We start from the raw sequence: 14,795 nt of genomic DNA, 5'->3' as shown, positions 1-14,795 counted from the left end.
GTCACTCCGCGGCGATCTCGCGCGAGCGGTCGCGGTTGGCGCGGGTGGCGTCGAGGAACGCCGCCCGCACCGCTGCCGACTCCAGCACCCGGAGCGCGGCGGCGGTCGTGCCCCCGGGCGAGGTGACCCGCTCGCGCAGCACGGCCGGGTGCTCGCCGCTCTCGCGCAGGAGCAGCGACGAGCCCGCCAGCGTCTGGGTGACGAGCTTCGACGCGGTCGCGCGCGGCAATCCGAGGTGGACACCCGCCTCGACGAGCGCCTCGGCCACGTAGAACACGTACGCCGGCCCCGACCCGGAGATCGCGGCGGCCGCGTCGACGTTCTTCTCGGGCACGACGGCCACGCCGCCGACCGCCTCCATCAGCCTGACCGCGTCGGCCACGTCGTCGTCCGAGGCGCTCACCCCGCCGGCCACGACGGTCATCCCCTCGCCGATGCCGGACGGGGTGTTGGGCATGGTCCTTACGACCGCGACGCCGTCGGGGACGGCCGACTCCATCACCTCGGTGGTGATCCCCGCCGCGAGGGACACCACGAGCTGGCCCGCCCTCAGGTCGAGCGAGGACAGCATCGCGACGACGTCGTACGGCTTCACGCCGAGCACCACGATCTCCGCCGCGGCCGCGGCCTCGGCGGCCGGCGCCGCAGTCACGCCGTAGCGGGCGGTCAGCTCCTCGCCGTGCTCAGGCCGGCGTACGCCTGCGAACAGGTCGGCCGGGGCGTGCCCTGACTTCACGAGACCGGCCAGGACCGCCTCGCCCATGTTGCCGACGCCGACGATCGCGATGCGGGAGCGCTGGGACATGGCCGCGAGTCTAGGCGGCACGGCCGGGCCAAACTGTCACCGTGATAGTTCGCGCTGTGGGTGATGGTTCGTAAGTGTCACCGACCGCCCGAACTATCACGGTGACAGTTTGGCGGGCGGCGGGCGGCGGGGCGGCACGCTCAAACTGTCACGGTGACAGTTCGCGTTGTGAGTGACACTTCGTAAGTGTCACCGACCGCCCGAACTATCACGGTGACAGTTTGGCGAGCGGCGGGCGGCGGGCAACCAGCGCGGGGCAACCAGCGCGGGGCGGCGCAGGCCGCGCGGGCGTCAGGCGGTACGCCGCCGGAGCGTCACCGCACCGAGCGCCAGTCCCGCGGCCGCGAAGCCGACCACGACCGCGAGGTCGCCCCACACCGACCCGCCCGCGGACGAGTCGACCAGGTGCTGCATCGCGTCGACGGCGTACGAGAGCGGCAGGACGTTGCTGACGGCCCTGAGCACGGCCGGCAGGTCGTCGCGCGCGATGAAGAGCCCGCACAGCAGGATCTGCGGGATCACCACGACCGGCATGAACTGCACCGCCTGGAACTCCGTCCGGGCGAACGCGCTGACGAAGAGCCCGAGAGCCGTGCCGAGCACGGCGTCGGCGACAGCCACGACCCCGAGCATCGGGACCGAGCCGCTGATGTCGAGGCCCAGCAGCCCCACGCTCACGGTGACGGCGATCACCGACTGGGCGGCGGCGAGCAGGCCGAAGGCGATCGCGTAGCCGACCAGGAAGTCCAGGCGCCCGAGCGGCATCGCGAGCAGCCGCTCGAGGGTCCCGCTGGAGCGCTCGCGCAGTGTCGTCACGCTGGTCACCAGGAACATCACGACGAACGGGAAGATCGCCAGCAACGCCGGCCCCAGCGAGTCGAACGGCGAGACCGGCGAGTCCTTGAACATCCACCACAGCAGCACCATCAGCAGCGACGGCACGAGCAGCAGCATGGCCAGCGTGCGACGGTCGCGACGGACCTGCGTGAGCACACGCGCGGCGACGGCGAGGGTGCGGCGCGGGCTCATGCCGCACCTCGCACGATCGCCAGGAACGCATGCTCGATGTCCTCGGCGCCGGCCTTCTGCTTGATCTCGGCAGGCGTCCCGTCCGCGAGGAAGACCCCGTCGCGCATCAGCAGCAGCCGGTCGCAGCGGTCGGCCTCGTCCATCACGTGGCTCGAGACCAGCACGCCGGCGCCGGCGTCGGCGAGTCGGTGGAACATCGCCCACAGGTCCTCGCGCAGGACGGGGTCGAGCCCGACCGTCGGCTCGTCGAGCACCAGCAGGTCGGGCGTCCCCAGGAGAGCGACGGCGAGCGAGACCCGCGAGTGTTGACCACCTGACAGCTCTCGGACCACCGAGCCAGTCTGCGCGCGGAGGTCGACCGCCTCGATGCAGCGGTCGACCTCGTCGCGGCCGAGACCGAAGACTCGCGCGAAGAAGACGAGGTTCTCGGCGACCGTGAGGTCGTCGTACACGCTGGGCGCCTGAGTGACGTAGCCGATCCGGGAGCGCAGCGCCGCCGCGCCGGCCGGCTCGCCGAGCACCTGCAGAGACCCCGCCATGCCTGCCTGTACGCCGACCACCGACCGCATCAGGGTCGACTTGCCGCATCCGGAGGGACCCAGCAGGCCGGTCACCTCACCGGGCGGCACGGAGAAGTCGAGCCCGTGGAGCACCTCGCGACCACCTCGGACCACCCGGAGGTCGCGGGCCTCGATCGCGAAATTCACCATGTGATGAATTCTGCTCCTCCCTCGCGCTCAGATCAAGGGAGCGGGCCGGTGAGGTAGCGCTGGATCGTCGGCCCGACGACCGTGACCACGTCGGCGGCGGGCATCGAGGCCAGCGGCTCGAGCTCGAGCACGTAGCGCATCAGGATGAGCCCGCCCAGCTGGCTCGCCACGAACGGCAGCCGGCGGTCGACGTCGTCGAGCCCGAGGTCGACGAGCACCGGTCCGATGACGACCGTCAGGAAGCCGTCCTGCAGCAGGTGCTGACCGGACACCTCGAGCACGCTGCGCGCGAAGGCGAGCAGTGGGAGGCGCCGCTCCTCGTCGTCCCACACCCCCAGGAGCGCCGTGAGCAGCCGCTCGCCGGCGCCGTCGGCTCCGGCCGCGACGACCGGCGCGAGCACCTCACGGGGGTCGACCGGCAGGGCGAGGGCAGCCACGAACAGGTCGCGCTTGCTGCCGAAGTAGTGGTGCACGAGCGCGGGGTCGACACCCGCCTCGGCCGCGATGGTGCGCACCGACGTCGGCCCGTAGCCGACGTTCGCGAACCGCTCTCGCGCCGCGGCCAGGATCGCCGCCCGCGTGTCGGGAGCTCCCGGCCGGCGACCGCGTCGCGCGGTGCTCATCAGCGCCCCATCACGGTCTCACGAGGGGGTTCGGGCCCCGAAGTGCCGGCGGGCGAACTCCAGCGACTCGCGCAGATCGGTCTCCCGGTCGGCCTTGCTCGTCGCCTTGCGGGTGTTGATCTCCACGACGATCTCGCCGTCGAAGCCGCTGCCCGCGAGGTGCTCGAGGAAGCGGTCGGCCCCGGTGCTGCCGCGGCCGGGCACGAGGTGCTCGTCCTTGGCCGACCCGTTGCCGTCGGTCAGGTGGATGTGCCGCAGCCGCGGCCCCAGGCGCTTGGCCATCTCGACGATGTCGTCGCCGGCGATCGCCGCGTGCGAGAGGTCGATCGTCGCGTTGGCGTAGGACTCCTCCGACGGGTCGCGCCCGGGGAGGTACATCTCGACCCCGCGCCGCGACGACGCCTTCCAGGGATACATGTTCTCGACCGCGAAGAAGAGTCCCGTCTCCTTCTCGAGCCGCTCGATGCCGGCGACGAAGCCGGCGGCGTACTCCTTCTGCCAGCGGAAGGGCGGGTGGACCACGACGGTGCCGGCGCCGACCGCGTGGGCCATGTCGGCGGAGCGGTAGAGCTTGCCCCACGGCTCGGTCCCCCACACGCGCTGCGTGAAGAGCAGGCACGGGGCGTGGATCGCGCTGATCGGCACCTCGTGGTGCACCGAGAGCTGGCGCACCGCCTCGACCTGTTGCGACAGCGCGTCGACGCCCACCATCACCTCGACCGCGTCGTAGCCGAGGCTTGCGGCGTAGGCGAAGCCGTGCGCGGTCGACTCGGGGTAGACCGAGACCGTCGAGAGTCCGATCCGGGTCACTGAACCGGCTCCGCGGGAGCGAGGAAGCTGAGTCGGTCGAGTCGGTCGAGGATCACACCCTCGCGAAGCGCCCAGGGGCAGATCTCGAGCGCGGGGAGGTCGAAGATGTCCATGCACGCCTCGGCGACCAGCGCGCCGGGCACGATCTGGTGGGCGCGGCTCGAGCTGACGCCCGGGAGGCCGGAGAGCTCGGCGGCCGGCATGGCGATCAGCTTCGGCAGCCACTCCCGGAGTTCGGCGAGCCGCAGCGTACGTCGCACGAGCAGGCCCTCGCCGGACGGCGCCGCGCCGCAGATGCGCGCGAGGCTGCGGAACGTCTTGCTGGTCGCGACCGCCTTGTCGGGCACGCCGGCCCGGAGCAGGTGTCCGGCGTCGCGGGCGATGTCGGCACGGATCTGACGGCGCAGCTCGCGCAGCGACTCCTCGTCGGGGACACCGCCGGCGAAGATGCGGGCGAGCCGTGCGGCGCCCAGCGGCAGTGACCAGGCCACGTCGGGCGCCTCGTCCGAGCCGCCGCCCAGCTCCAGGGAGCCTCCGCCGATGTCGAAGACGGCCAGTCGTCCGGCCGACCAGCCGAACCAGCGGCGTACGGCGAGGAAGGTGAGCCGCGCCTCGTCCTCCCCGCTCAGCACCTCGATGGTGACGCCCGTGCTCTCGGCGACATGTGCCAGCACGGCGTCGGAGTTGACCGCGTCGCGCACCGCGGAGGTTGCGAACGCGAGCATCTCGCTGCAGCCCTTGTCCTCCGCGACCCGGACCGACTCCCGGGTGAAGTCGGTCAGCGCGTCGATCCCGCGCGGGCTGACTGCGCCGGTCTCGTCGAGGTGCTCGGCGAGCCGCAGCGGCTGCTTGAAGGAGTACGCCGGGAGCGGGGCCGCTCCACCGTGGGCATCCACCACGAGGAGATGCCCGGTGTTGGAGCCGATGTCCAGCACGCCCAGCCGCATGCCACCCACGCTACCGGGCGAGGCGTCGCGACGTGCCGATCGGTCCGCGGCGCCTCCGACTGACGGCCCGCACGTAGGGTTGCGGCATGCCCGAGGTGCCGTTGGACTTCCCGCGCGCGTGGGTGGAGTTCACCAACCCCGACGACGAGTCGGAGGTGATGCGCTGCGACCTGACCTGGCTCACGTCGGCGTACCAGTGCATCTTCGGCGGCGGTTGCAAAGGCATCTACGCGGACGCCCCGGACATGGGGTGCTGCACCCTGGGCGCCCACTTCGCGGACAAGGACGACGAGAAGAGGGTCGCGGGGTTCGTCGCGCAGCTGACCGAGGACGAGTGGCAGCTCATGCCGAAGGGCGAGGTGCGCACACGCGACTGGGTGGAGAAGGACGAGGAGGGCGCCCGCAAGACCCGCACGGTCGTCGCCGGCGGCCAGCAGGCGTGCGTCTTCCAGAACCGCCCCGGCGCGCCGCAGGGCGCCGGGTGCGCCCTCCACATCCTCGCGATGAAGCAGGACCGCTCCCACGTCGAGACCAAGCCGGACGTGTGCTGGCAGCTGCCGATCAAGCGCGCTTTCCGCGACGTGGAGCGGCAGGACGGGTCGACGTACACCGAGGTGACGATCACCGAGTACGACCGCCGCGGCTGGGGTCCGGGCGGGCACGACCTGGACTGGTACTGCTCGGGCAACACCGAGGCGCACACCGCCGTCGAGCCGGTCTTCGTGACACACGAACCCGAGTTGGTCGCGCTCATGGGCCAAGCGGCGTACGACGAGCTCAAGAACCACTGCGAGGCGCACCTGCGCTCCCGCTCGGCGCTCGCGCTCCACCCTGCCGACCCGCGCTGACCTGCGCAGACAGTCGCGTCACATAGCCGTCGCTACCTCTCGACGTCAAGAGATCCGGACCCCCGTGTGAGGGCTTTCTCAGGAGTTGTTCAGAATCTGGGCATGCGCCTGGACCATCTCTCATACGCCGCGGGCCCCGACGGGCTGGTCGGCACCGCGAAGCGCATCGGCGAGCTCCTGGGACAAGAGTTCGAGGACGGTGGCGTCCATCCGCGCTTCGGGACACGCAACTACACGCTGCCGCTTCGTGGCGGCATCTACCTCGAGGTCGTCGAGTGCCTCGACCACCCGGCCTCGGACAAGGCTCCGTTCGGCCAGGCCGTCAAGGCGCGATCCGGGATCGGCGGCGGCTGGCTCGGCTGGGTCGTCTCGGTCGACGACATCGGCCGCGTCGAGGAGCGGCTCGGCCGTCCGGCCGTGCCCGGCAACCGGCACAAGCCCGACGGCACCGAGCTGCGTTGGAGGCAGCTGGGCCTCAGCGACCTCATCGTCGACCCGCAGCTGCCCTACTTCCTGCAGTGGGAGTCGCCGGCGGAGCTGCACCCGGGCAACGCCGGCTCCGACGTCACCCTGACGACCGTGGAGATCTCGGGCGACCCGCAGCGCGTCCGCGACTACCTCGGCGAGTCGCTCCGCGACCGTGTGGACCCCTGGACCGGCAAGCCTGCGGAGAACGTCCAGATCGAGTGGGTCGCCGAGCACGGCACGCCCGGCATCGTCGCGGTCCAGTTCGCGACTCCCAACGGCACGGTCCGGATCTGACCCACCTCGAAGGGGCGGTGCCGAGCCCGAACATCTGGCACCACACGGCGACCTACGAGATCGAGAACAGGGCCGCCGACCCCCGGGGCGCGCTGTGGCAGGCGATGGAGTCGGTCGCCGGCGGCGACGCCTGGACCGCGCGCGACGTGCTCGACCTCGGCTGCGGCACCGGCTACCACCTGCCGCGCTTCGCGGAGACCGCGCGGTCGGTGACCGGCGTCGAGCCGCACCCCGCGCTGGTAGCGCTCGCCCGTCGTCGTACGCGCAGGCTCGAGCACGTCGAGGTCCTCGAAGGCATCGCCCAGGCCATCCCGCTGCCACCCGCCTCGGTCGACGTGGTGCACGTGCGGTGGGCCTACTTCTTTGGCCCCGGGAGCGAGCCGGGCCTGGCCGAGCTGGCGCGGGTCGTACGCCGCGGCGGCACCGCGATGGTGATCGACAACGACGCCACCCGGTCGACGTTCGGCGCATGGTTCCGGCGCGGCTACCCGATGGTCGACCCGGTCGCCGTCGAACGGTTCTGGTCGACCCGTGGCTGGACCCGTGTCCCGGTCGACATGGGCTGGTCGTTCGGGTCGCGCGCCGACCTGGAGGCGGTCGTGCGCATCGAGTTCACGCCCGAGGTCGCCGACGAGGTCCTGTCCTCGCACGAGGGGACCGAGGTCGACTACGCGGTCAACCTGTGGTGGAAGCGGTTCTGAGCCGACCGACGCCCCAGGCCTGAGTGTCTCGGCCACCCAGGGGTGGCCGAGACACTCAAGCCTGGCGGGCTCAGGACCGCAGGTCGGTGAGCTCGTCCCGGTCGACGCTGGTGCCGACGATCTCGCGCAGCCGGTCGTTGACGTCCCAGACGTTGACGTTCATCGCCGCCGTCACCGTGGTGCCCGAGAGCCAGTAGGCGATGAACTCGTTGTCCGCCAGCGAGCCGCGGACGACGACCTCGTCGCCGGGCGCGGAGCGGCCGACGTACTCCATGGAGAAGTCGAACTGGTCGGTGTAGAAGTACGGCAGCCAGTCGTAGGCAGCGTCCTCGCCGCCGATGACGCGGCCCGCGAGCTTGCCCTGCCGGATCGCGTTGTCCCAGTGCTCCACCCGCACGCGCCTGCCGAGCGCGGTGTTCGAGGCGTTCGCGACGTCGCCCGCGGCATAGATGCGGGGGTCGGAGGTCCGCAGGTGCTCGTCGACGACGATCCCGTCCTCGACCTCGAGCCCGGCCGCCACGGCCAGCTCGACGTCCGGGGCGACGCCGACCGCGACCACCACGATGTCGGCCGGCACGGCCCCCGTCGAGGTCTCCACGCCCTCCGGCGTGATGGCCGAGACCGTCACCCCGGTGCGCACGTCGACGCCGTTGCGGACGTGCAGGTCGCGCAGGTACGTCGCGATCTCCGCGCCGAGGATGTGCCCGAGCGGCAGGTCGAACTGCTCGATCACCGTCACGTCGCGGCCGTAGCCGCGAGCGGCCGCCGCCACCTCGAGCCCGATCCAGCCACCGCCGACGATCGCGACGCGCCCGCCCTGCTCGAAGGCCGCCTTGAGCCGCTGGGAGTCGTCGATCGTCCGGACGTAGAGGGCGGACTCCGCCCCCGGGAGGTCGGGGACGCGGGGTGACGCGCCGGTCGCGAGCAGCAGGGCGTCGTACGACAGGGTCTCGCCTGTGTCGAGCGTGACGGTGCCTGTGTCCCGGTCGATCCCGGTGGCGGCGGTGCCGGACAGGAGTCGGATCGACTTGTCGGCGTACCAGTCGGTGTCGTGCGGGAACGCGGCCTCGATCGGGTCGGCGCCGGTCAGGAAGCCCTTGGTCAACGGTGGGCGCTCGTACGGCGGGTGCGGCTCGCGGCCGACCACCGTGATGCTGCCGTCGAACCCGCTCTCGCGGAGGGTCTCGACGGCGTTCGCAGCCGCCAGTCCGGCACCGATGACGACGACGCTCCGTGGCGTCTCGAGGGTCTCCATGGCCACATCGTCGCGCCCTCTGGGGAATCGGGCCAGTGCCGGTCTCGTCAGGCCCGGTCGGGCCCGCTCGTGCCGCGGATCTCCAGCGTCGGCGTCACGCCGGGGCCAACTCCGTTCTTCGGTCACCACGTCGACGTCACCGAACGCATCTGCCACAACGGCACATTCATCAAGTGGGCGACTCAACCGAACATCTCGTTCCCGGGCGCTTTCAACCCGTTCGCGACGCCGTTCGAGAGCCTTCGAGTGACGCAGAAGCCATTCATCTACTCCACGAGGACGTGCCTTGGAGGTCCATGCCGGATCACATGGCGATTCACGGTCACACAGGGCATCAAAGGCATCGACGTCAACGAGTTCGTGTTCTACTACCGCGCTTATCCGGCGCGCTCGGAGCTCTGCTTCGGCAAGACGTGCGCCGAGACGAAGTGGACACGGGGCTGGGATCGCCGTATGTCTCGCGAAGCGCAGATGTTCTTCCGCGCGCTCGGCGTGATGCTCGTGCTCTACTTCGCCGGCGCAGCGCTGTTTAGCGTGATCCAGCTTCTCGCACGGTCCTGATCGTCAGCTCCGACGGATCCCGTGCCGCGTCCTCAGGCCCGGTCGGGCCCGCTCGTGCCGCGGATCTCCAGCGTCGGCGTCAGCATCACGCCGGGGCCGACCTGGGACGGTGTCGCGAGCAGCCCCTCGAGGGCCTTGACCACCTCGATGGCCGCCTCCTCCAGCGGCTGCCGGACGCTGGTGAGGCCGGGCCACACCGTCTGCGCCACCTGGCTGTCGTCGAACCCGACCACGGCGACGTCGTCTCCGGCCTGCAGGCGGCGCTCCGCGAGCGTGTGCATGACGCCGACGGCCAACGTGTCGGAGGCGCAGACGAACGCCGTCGGCGCCGCCTCGTCGAGCATGACCCCCGAGGCGCCGCGTCCGGACGCGACGGCGTCCTCCACGCGGGAGGCGAGGCCCGTCGTGGGCAGGCCGGCGCGGTGCATGGCGCGGACCCAGCCCGAGCGACGCTCCTCACCGAGCACGGAGTCCTTCCTCCAGCCGATCCAGGCGATCCGGGTGTGCCCCTTCTCGATGAGGTGCGCCGTGGCGAGGTCCGCGCCGGCGGCGCCATCGACGTCGACCCACGGGTGCCGGGCGCTGGTGTCGTCCCACGGCCTGCCGAAGGCCACGAAGGGGGCACGCCGCTCGCGCAGCCACGCCGCCTGCTCCTCGCCGAAGTAGGTGTCGGTGACGACGAACGCGTCGACAGCCGTCGAGCGGAGCAGATCGTCGTAGCCGGCCAGCGGGTCCTCGTGGTCGCTGGTGAAGAGCATGACGTGGTAGCCCGCTTCGCCGCTCTTGTCGACGAGCGAGTGCACGAAGCGGTCCATCACGGCGCTCGCCGTCCCCTCCTGGACCGGGGAGATCCGCAGCCCGATCAGGTGCGAGGAGCGGGTGCGCAGGTTGCGGGCCGCCCGGTTCGGCTTGTAGCCGAGCTCGTCGATCGCCTGCTGCACCCGCGCGAGGGTGTCGGCGCGGAGCAGGTCGGGGTTGTTGACGGCGTTCGAGACCGTCTGGCGGGAGACGCCCGCGAGCTCCGCGACGTCGGCCAAGGTCGGCGCCGAGACGGAGAAACGCGCCCGTCGGCCGGCCTCGAGCCTTGATCGTTCCAACACGCGGCCAGCATACGAGTCTTCGGGCCCTGCCCGCGAAGACTCGGGCGACCTGCCGGGAGGGCGTCCCCCGGATGTCGGTGGCCTGGCCTAGCGTCCTGCCCATGTCGAAAGCCGCCCCGAAGCCGCGACCCGCCTTCCGCTGCTCCGAGTGCGGCTGGGAGGCGGTCAAGTGGGTCGGCAGGTGCGGCGAGTGCCAGGCCTGGGGCTCGGTGGCGGAGACGGCGGTCGCGACGGTGGGGCGTACGGCGGCTGCGCCGGTGTCGGCCAAGGCCGTGCCGATCGGCGAGGTCTCGGTCGAGCAGTCGGCTTACCGGTCCTCGGGCGTGCCCGAGCTCGACCGCGTGCTGGGAGGCGGGCTCGTCCCCGGGGCGGTGATCCTGCTCGCCGGCGAGCCCGGTGTCGGAAAGTCGACGCTGCTGCTCGAGGTGGCCGCTCAGACGGCCCGCTACCAGCGTCGGGCGCTCTACGTCTCGGGTGAGGAGTCGGCCTCCCAGGTGCGCCTGCGGGCCGACCGCACCGAGGCCGTGCAGCCGGAGCTGTATCTCGCGGCGGAGACCGACCTCGGCGCCGTGCTGACTCACATCGAGGAGACGAAGCCGGCCCTGCTCGTGGTCGACTCGGTCCAGACGATCGGGGCAGCCGGTGTCGACGGCGTCCCGGGCGGCGTCGCGCAGGTGAAGGAGGTCGCGGCGGCCCTGGTGCGCACCGCGAAGACCCGCAACATCACCACCGTCCTGGTCGGCCACGTGACGAAGGACGGCTCCATCGCCGGGCCGCGGGTGCTCGAGCACCTCGTCGACGTGGTGCTGCACTTCGAGGGCGACCGCAACTCGCGCTTCCGCATGGTCCGGGCGATGAAGAACCGCTTCGGGCCGGTCGACGAGGTCGGCTGCTTCGACCTCTCCGCCGACGGGATCACGGCCGTCACCGACCCGACCGGGCTGTTCGTGGAGCGGCATCACCAGCCCGTCTCCGGCACCTGCGTGGCGGTGACGATGGAAGGCCGCCGGCCGATGCTGGCGGAGGTGCAGGCGCTGGTGACCGCGTCGGCGCTCGACAGGCCGCGACGGACGACCTCAGGTCTCGACGGCTCGCGGGTGGCGATGGTCCTGGCCGTCCTGCAGCGACATTGCGGCTACGGTCTGGCGGTCCGCGACATCTTCGCCTCGACCGTCGGTGGTGCCCGGCTCTCCGAGCCCGCGAGCGACCTCGCGGTCGCCGTCGCGCTGGCCTCGGCGACGACCGGCGACCCGACTCCGCCCGGCGTCGTCGCGATGGGTGAGATCGGTCTGGCAGGTGAGCTGCGGCGGGTGCGCGACCTGCCGCAGCGGCTGGCCGAGGCCGCCCGGCTCGGATTCTCGGTCGCCGTCGTCCCGGCCGAGCCCGGCGAGCGCTCCGCCACGGTGCGCGAGCGCAGGGTCGACGGGATGCGGGTCTTCGAGCTCGGCGACGTCCGGTCGGCGCTGGAGTTCCTCCGGCTGACGACGCCGGTGCGCGAGTCACACCTTCGCGACGATCCCGAATTCTGAGCCCACGCGGATAGACTCGGCACGCCGTCATACATGAGGAGGCAGAGGCGTTGGGTCCTGACCGCCCTGAGGACACCCTCAAGCTGCGCGAGACCCTCGCCCAGATCGCGCCCGGCACCGCCTTGCGCGACGGGTTGGAGCGCATCCTGCGCGGTCGCACCGGCGCGCTGATCGTGCTCGGTTTCGACAGGACCGTCGACTCGATCTCGACCGGTGGCTTCCAGCTCGACGTGCCGTTCACGTCGACCGGTCTGCGCGAGCTGGCGAAGATGGATGGCGCGCTCATCCTCGACTCCAACATCAGCCGGATCATCAAGGCCGCCGTACACCTCATGCCGGACCACACGCTGCCGTCGAACGAGACCGGCACGCGTCACCGCACGGCCGACCGCGTCGCGCGGCAGACCGGCTTCCCGGTCGTCTCGGTGTCGCAGTCCATGCAGATCATCGCGGCGTACGTCGGCGAGACCCGGCACGTCCTCGAGGACTCCGGACAGATCCTGTCGCGCGCCAACCAGGCACTGGCGACCCTCGAGCGTTACAAGATGCGCCTCGATGAGGTCGCCTCCACGCTCTCGGCGCTCGAGATCGAGGACCTGGTCACGGTGCGCGACGTCGCCGTCGTGGCGCAGCGGCTCGAGATGGTCACGCGCATCGCCCGCGAGATCGAGGACTACATCGTCGAGCTCGGCACCGACGGTCGCCTGCTCGCCCTCCAGCTGGAGGAGCTCGTGACCGGTGTCGACGCCGAGCGCGAGCTGGTGATCCGCGACTACCTGCCCCGCGGCCGACGGTCGAAGAGCCCCGAGGAGCTGCTCGCCCAGCTGGAGGCCCTGTCGGCCACCGAGCTGGTCGACCCGGCTGCCACCGCGCGCGTCCTCGGCCTCGGCAACAGCGAGCACCTGGACGGTGCTGTCACGCCGCGCGGCTACCGGCTCCTCGCGAAGGTCCCGCGCCTGCCCGTCAGCGTCGTCGACAGGCTCGTCGACCACTTCGGCACGCTTCAGAAGCTGCTCTCCGCGGGGATCGACGACCTGCAGGCCGTCGACGGCGTCGGCGAGCTGCGCGCCCGGTCGGTCCGCGAGGGACTGTCCCGTCTCGCCGAGTCGACGATCCTCGAGCGCTACGTCTGACCCATCGCCGAGTCGGCGCAACCTCGCACGCGAGCGCCAGCGAGCTGCGAGGATGCGCCGACTCGGCGTCTCAGCACTGCGAGGTTGCGCCGACTCGGCGTCTCAGCACTGCGAGGATGCGCCGACTCGGCGTCTCAGGGCGTCAGTCGACGCGGCGGTGCTTCTTCTTCACCTTCGTCTGCGGGTTGCTCTGCGGCTCCTGGCGGGCCCCGGCAGCCGCCGTTGCGGTCGGGGAGGCCGCCGGCGTCGGTGTCGGCGTCGGCTTCGGGAGCGGGCGCGGCTTGGTGAGCGCGAACTGGATGTCCCGCGGCTCACCGCCCAGCGCGGCGACCGCCACGTGGTAGTAGCCCGGCACCGCCCACTGGGTGTGGCTCGAGCAGGTCTCGTCGGACCGGCGGGAGTTCCAGGCGACGTTGACGACGGCGTCGCTGTCGCGGCGTACGACGACGTCCTGCGTCGGGATCGCGCGCGGGCAGTCGATTGTCGACCAGATCCGGTCGGAGCCCGACGTGATCTTCATCTGGATCGAGTGCGAGCTCGTCCGCCACGTGCAGGCGGTCGTCACCATCGTGCGCAGCGTGAGACGCAGGATGACCGTCCGCGTCGCCTGAGCGTCGGTGACCGACGGAGCCACGACGACGTCGTCGTCGGAGCAGCGGCCCGTGGGGGCCGGCAGGGTCGGCGCGGCGCTGACCGTCGGCGTGGGTGCCGGAGCGGGTGTCGTCGTCGGGGTCGCCGCGACGCTCGGTGACGACGTCGTCGCGGTCGGCGAAGGCGTCACCGACGGAGTCGGCGTCGTCCGCGCCGAGACGTTCGTCGCCTTCGCGTTCGGGTCCTCGCCGCCGCCCCCGAACATGCGCGAGATGCCGATCACGAGGAGCAGCACCACGCCGAGGACCGCGAGGCGCCGGCGCCAGTACACCCCGGCCTGCAGGGGCCCACGGGTCAGCGACGTCATGCGCGTCAGGTTAAGGCCGCGCGCCGCCCGAGCCGGGGTGCCACTCCGTGGCGCCGCCCGACGGGGCAGAATCGACCGCGTCATGACCGATCTGCACACCGCCGTCCTGGATTGGTACGACGCCCACCAGCGCGACCTCCCGTGGCGCCGCCCCGAGGCGACCCCGTGGGGCGTCATGGTCAGCGAGTTCATGCTCCAGCAGACGCCCGTCGTCCGGGTCCTCCCGGTCTGGGAGGCGTGGATGGAGCGCTGGCCGACGCCGGGGGCGCTCGCGGCCGAGCCCAGCGGCGAGGCGGTCCGGGCCTGGGGCCGCCTCGGCTACCCGCGCCGGGCGCTGCGCCTGCACGCCGCTGCGACGGCGATCGTGGAGCAGCACGGCGGCCACGTCCCGTCGTCGTACGACGGCCTGCTGGCCCTTCCCGGGATCGGCGACTACACCGCGGCAGCCGTGGCGTCGTTCGGCTTCGGCCGGCGCCACGTCGTGCTCGACACCAACGTCCGGCGGGTGCTGGCCCGCCTGCTCGCGGGGCAGGAGCTCCCCGCACCCAGCGTCACCAAGGCCGAGCGCGCGCTCGCCGAGACGGTGCTCCCCCACGACGACTCGGCCCCGGTCTGGTCCGTGGCGGTCATGGAGCTCGGCGCCCTCGTCTGCACGGCCGCGTCGCCGCGCTGCGACGCCTGCCCCGTGGCGCGGCTGTGCGCCTGGCAGGAGGCCGGCCGGCCGGCGTACTCGGGACCGGAGCGGAAGGCACAGGCCTGGGCCGGGACCGACCGGCAGTGCCGCGGTCGACTCATGGCCGTCCTGCGCGATGCCGACGGACCCGTGCACCGCACCGCCCTCGAGGCGGTCTGGGACAAGCCGGCCCAGCGGGACCGCTCCCTCGCCGGGCTGCTCGAGGACGGACTCGCCAGCCAGGTCGGCCCGGACACGTTCGCGCTGCCGGGATAGTCGCCGAGTCGGCGCATCCTCGCACTCCAGAAACGCCGAGTCGGCGCATCCTCGCACTCCAGAAACGCCGAGTCG

16 protein-coding genes are annotated in these 14,795 nt (G+C 71.9%); 7 read left to right on the top strand and 9 right to left on the bottom strand.

Annotated features, from left to right (window positions below; all coding sequences use genetic code 11):
- Position 1: 1 nt before the first annotated feature.
- From proC to ABD205_RS06075, 6 genes are all read right to left on the bottom strand, one after another.
- Positions 2-805, bottom strand: a complete 804-nt coding sequence (proC, locus tag ABD205_RS06100) for a pyrroline-5-carboxylate reductase (protein WP_344043442.1) — start codon at positions 803-805, stop codon at positions 2-4.
- A gap of 291 nt (positions 806-1,096) precedes the next feature.
- The gene (locus ABD205_RS06095) at positions 1,097-1,834 is read right to left on the bottom strand and encodes an ABC transporter permease (protein ID WP_344043440.1); all 738 of its coding nucleotides are present in this window, start codon (positions 1,832-1,834) and stop codon (positions 1,097-1,099) included.
- Positions 1,831-2,544, bottom strand: coding sequence for an ABC transporter ATP-binding protein (locus tag ABD205_RS06090; protein ID WP_344043438.1), 714 nt, complete (start codon positions 2,542-2,544; stop codon positions 1,831-1,833). Before ABD205_RS06090 ends, ABD205_RS06095 begins: the two co-directional genes overlap by 4 nt.
- Positions 2,545-2,576: 32 nt before the next feature.
- A complete protein-coding gene (locus tag ABD205_RS06085) occupies positions 2,577-3,167 on the bottom strand; it encodes a TetR/AcrR family transcriptional regulator (RefSeq protein WP_344043436.1) in 591 nt (196 codons plus the stop codon).
- Positions 3,168-3,185: 18 nt separating this feature from the next.
- Entirely contained in the window at positions 3,186-3,977 is a 792-nt protein-coding gene (locus ABD205_RS06080; protein WP_344043434.1) for a sugar phosphate isomerase/epimerase family protein, read from the bottom strand.
- Positions 3,974-4,924 carry a Ppx/GppA family phosphatase gene (locus tag ABD205_RS06075; RefSeq protein WP_344043432.1) on the bottom strand — a complete coding sequence of 317 codons (951 nt, stop codon included), beginning with the start codon at positions 4,922-4,924 and terminating at the stop codon, positions 3,974-3,976. The genes ABD205_RS06080 and ABD205_RS06075 overlap by 4 nt, the downstream gene beginning before the upstream one ends.
- 86 nt (positions 4,925-5,010) lie before the next feature.
- On the opposite strand from ABD205_RS06075, the gene ABD205_RS06070 reads away from it, so the two are divergent.
- The 3 genes from ABD205_RS06070 (at position 5,011) to ABD205_RS06060 (ending at position 7,235) form a co-directional block, all read left to right on the top strand.
- Complete coding sequence (locus ABD205_RS06070; RefSeq protein WP_344043430.1) at positions 5,011-5,772, top strand: DUF3109 family protein; 762 nt, start codon at positions 5,011-5,013, stop codon at positions 5,770-5,772.
- 102 nt (positions 5,773-5,874) lie between these two features.
- Complete coding sequence (locus tag ABD205_RS06065; protein ID WP_344043428.1) at positions 5,875-6,534, top strand: VOC family protein; 660 nt, start codon at positions 5,875-5,877, stop codon at positions 6,532-6,534.
- A gap of 17 nt (positions 6,535-6,551) precedes the next feature.
- Positions 6,552-7,235, top strand: coding sequence for a class I SAM-dependent methyltransferase (locus ABD205_RS06060; protein ID WP_344043426.1), 684 nt, complete (start codon positions 6,552-6,554; stop codon positions 7,233-7,235).
- Positions 7,236-7,305: 70 nt separating this feature from the next.
- On the opposite strand, the gene ABD205_RS06055 is transcribed toward ABD205_RS06060, so the two are convergent.
- Positions 7,306-8,490, bottom strand: coding sequence for an NAD(P)/FAD-dependent oxidoreductase (locus tag ABD205_RS06055; protein WP_344043424.1), 1,185 nt, complete (start codon positions 8,488-8,490; stop codon positions 7,306-7,308).
- Between the two features lie 69 nt (positions 8,491-8,559).
- Between ABD205_RS06055 and ABD205_RS06050 the strand changes: the two genes are divergently transcribed.
- Positions 8,560-9,051, top strand: a complete 492-nt coding sequence (locus ABD205_RS06050; protein WP_344043422.1) for a hypothetical protein — start codon at positions 8,560-8,562, stop codon at positions 9,049-9,051.
- Positions 9,052-9,083: 32 nt separating this feature from the next.
- Here the strand turns inward: ABD205_RS06050 and ABD205_RS06045 are convergent, their stop codons facing one another.
- The gene (locus ABD205_RS06045) at positions 9,084-10,151 is read right to left on the bottom strand and encodes a LacI family DNA-binding transcriptional regulator (protein WP_344043421.1); all 1,068 of its coding nucleotides are present in this window, start codon (positions 10,149-10,151) and stop codon (positions 9,084-9,086) included.
- Positions 10,152-10,252: 101 nt separating this feature from the next.
- On the opposite strand from ABD205_RS06045, the gene radA reads away from it, so the two are divergent.
- Positions 10,253-11,680: a DNA repair protein RadA gene (radA, locus tag ABD205_RS06040; RefSeq protein ID WP_344043419.1), complete on the top strand. Its 1,428-nt coding sequence runs from the start codon at positions 10,253-10,255 to the stop codon at positions 11,678-11,680.
- 50 nt (positions 11,681-11,730) lie between these two features.
- Positions 11,731-12,813: a DNA integrity scanning diadenylate cyclase DisA gene (disA, locus tag ABD205_RS06035; RefSeq protein ID WP_344043417.1), complete on the top strand. Its 1,083-nt coding sequence runs from the start codon at positions 11,731-11,733 to the stop codon at positions 12,811-12,813.
- A 142-nt stretch (positions 12,814-12,955) separates the two neighbouring features.
- Here the strand turns inward: disA and ABD205_RS06030 are convergent, their stop codons facing one another.
- Positions 12,956-13,771 carry a hypothetical protein gene (locus ABD205_RS06030; RefSeq protein ID WP_344043415.1) on the bottom strand — a complete coding sequence of 272 codons (816 nt, stop codon included), beginning with the start codon at positions 13,769-13,771 and terminating at the stop codon, positions 12,956-12,958.
- Between the two features lie 82 nt (positions 13,772-13,853).
- Here ABD205_RS06030 and ABD205_RS06025 point away from each other — a divergent pair, with 82 nt between their 5' ends.
- Entirely contained in the window at positions 13,854-14,720 is an 867-nt protein-coding gene (locus ABD205_RS06025) for an HhH-GPD family protein (RefSeq protein WP_344043413.1), read from the top strand.
- Positions 14,721-14,795: the final 75 nt, after the last annotated feature.

It is taken from the genome of Nocardioides panacihumi (assembly GCF_039530925.1).
Classification (GTDB): Bacteria; Actinomycetota; Actinomycetes; order Propionibacteriales; family Nocardioidaceae; genus Nocardioides; species Nocardioides panacihumi.
The sequence above is the reverse complement of the archived record's forward strand: the minus strand, read 5'-3'. Positions and strand labels throughout refer to the sequence as shown.

What these genes read in the sequence shown, in the direction of transcription:
- proC (WP_344043442.1), bottom strand. Translation starts at nt 805, where the DNA reads ATGTCCCAGCGCTCCCGCATCGCGATCGTCGGCGTCGGCAACATGGGC.
- ABD205_RS06095 (WP_344043440.1), bottom strand. Translation starts at nt 1,834, where the DNA reads ATGAGCCCGCGCCGCACCCTCGCCGTCGCCGCGCGTGTGCTCACGCAG.
- ABD205_RS06090 (WP_344043438.1), bottom strand. Translation starts at nt 2,544, where the DNA reads ATGGTGAATTTCGCGATCGAGGCCCGCGACCTCCGGGTGGTCCGAGGT.
- ABD205_RS06085 (WP_344043436.1), bottom strand. Translation starts at nt 3,167, where the DNA reads ATGAGCACCGCGCGACGCGGTCGCCGGCCGGGAGCTCCCGACACGCGG.
- ABD205_RS06075 (WP_344043432.1), bottom strand. Translation starts at nt 4,924, where the DNA reads ATGCGGCTGGGCGTGCTGGACATCGGCTCCAACACCGGGCATCTCCTC.
- ABD205_RS06070 (WP_344043430.1), top strand. Translation starts at nt 5,011, where the DNA reads ATGCCCGAGGTGCCGTTGGACTTCCCGCGCGCGTGGGTGGAGTTCACC.
- ABD205_RS06065 (WP_344043428.1), top strand. Translation starts at nt 5,875, where the DNA reads ATGCGCCTGGACCATCTCTCATACGCCGCGGGCCCCGACGGGCTGGTC.
- ABD205_RS06055 (WP_344043424.1), bottom strand. Translation starts at nt 8,490, where the DNA reads ATGGAGACCCTCGAGACGCCACGGAGCGTCGTCGTCATCGGTGCCGGA.
- radA (WP_344043419.1), top strand. Translation starts at nt 10,253, where the DNA reads ATGTCGAAAGCCGCCCCGAAGCCGCGACCCGCCTTCCGCTGCTCCGAG.
- ABD205_RS06030 (WP_344043415.1), bottom strand. Translation starts at nt 13,771, where the DNA reads ATGACGTCGCTGACCCGTGGGCCCCTGCAGGCCGGGGTGTACTGGCGC.
- ABD205_RS06025 (WP_344043413.1), top strand. Translation starts at nt 13,854, where the DNA reads ATGACCGATCTGCACACCGCCGTCCTGGATTGGTACGACGCCCACCAG.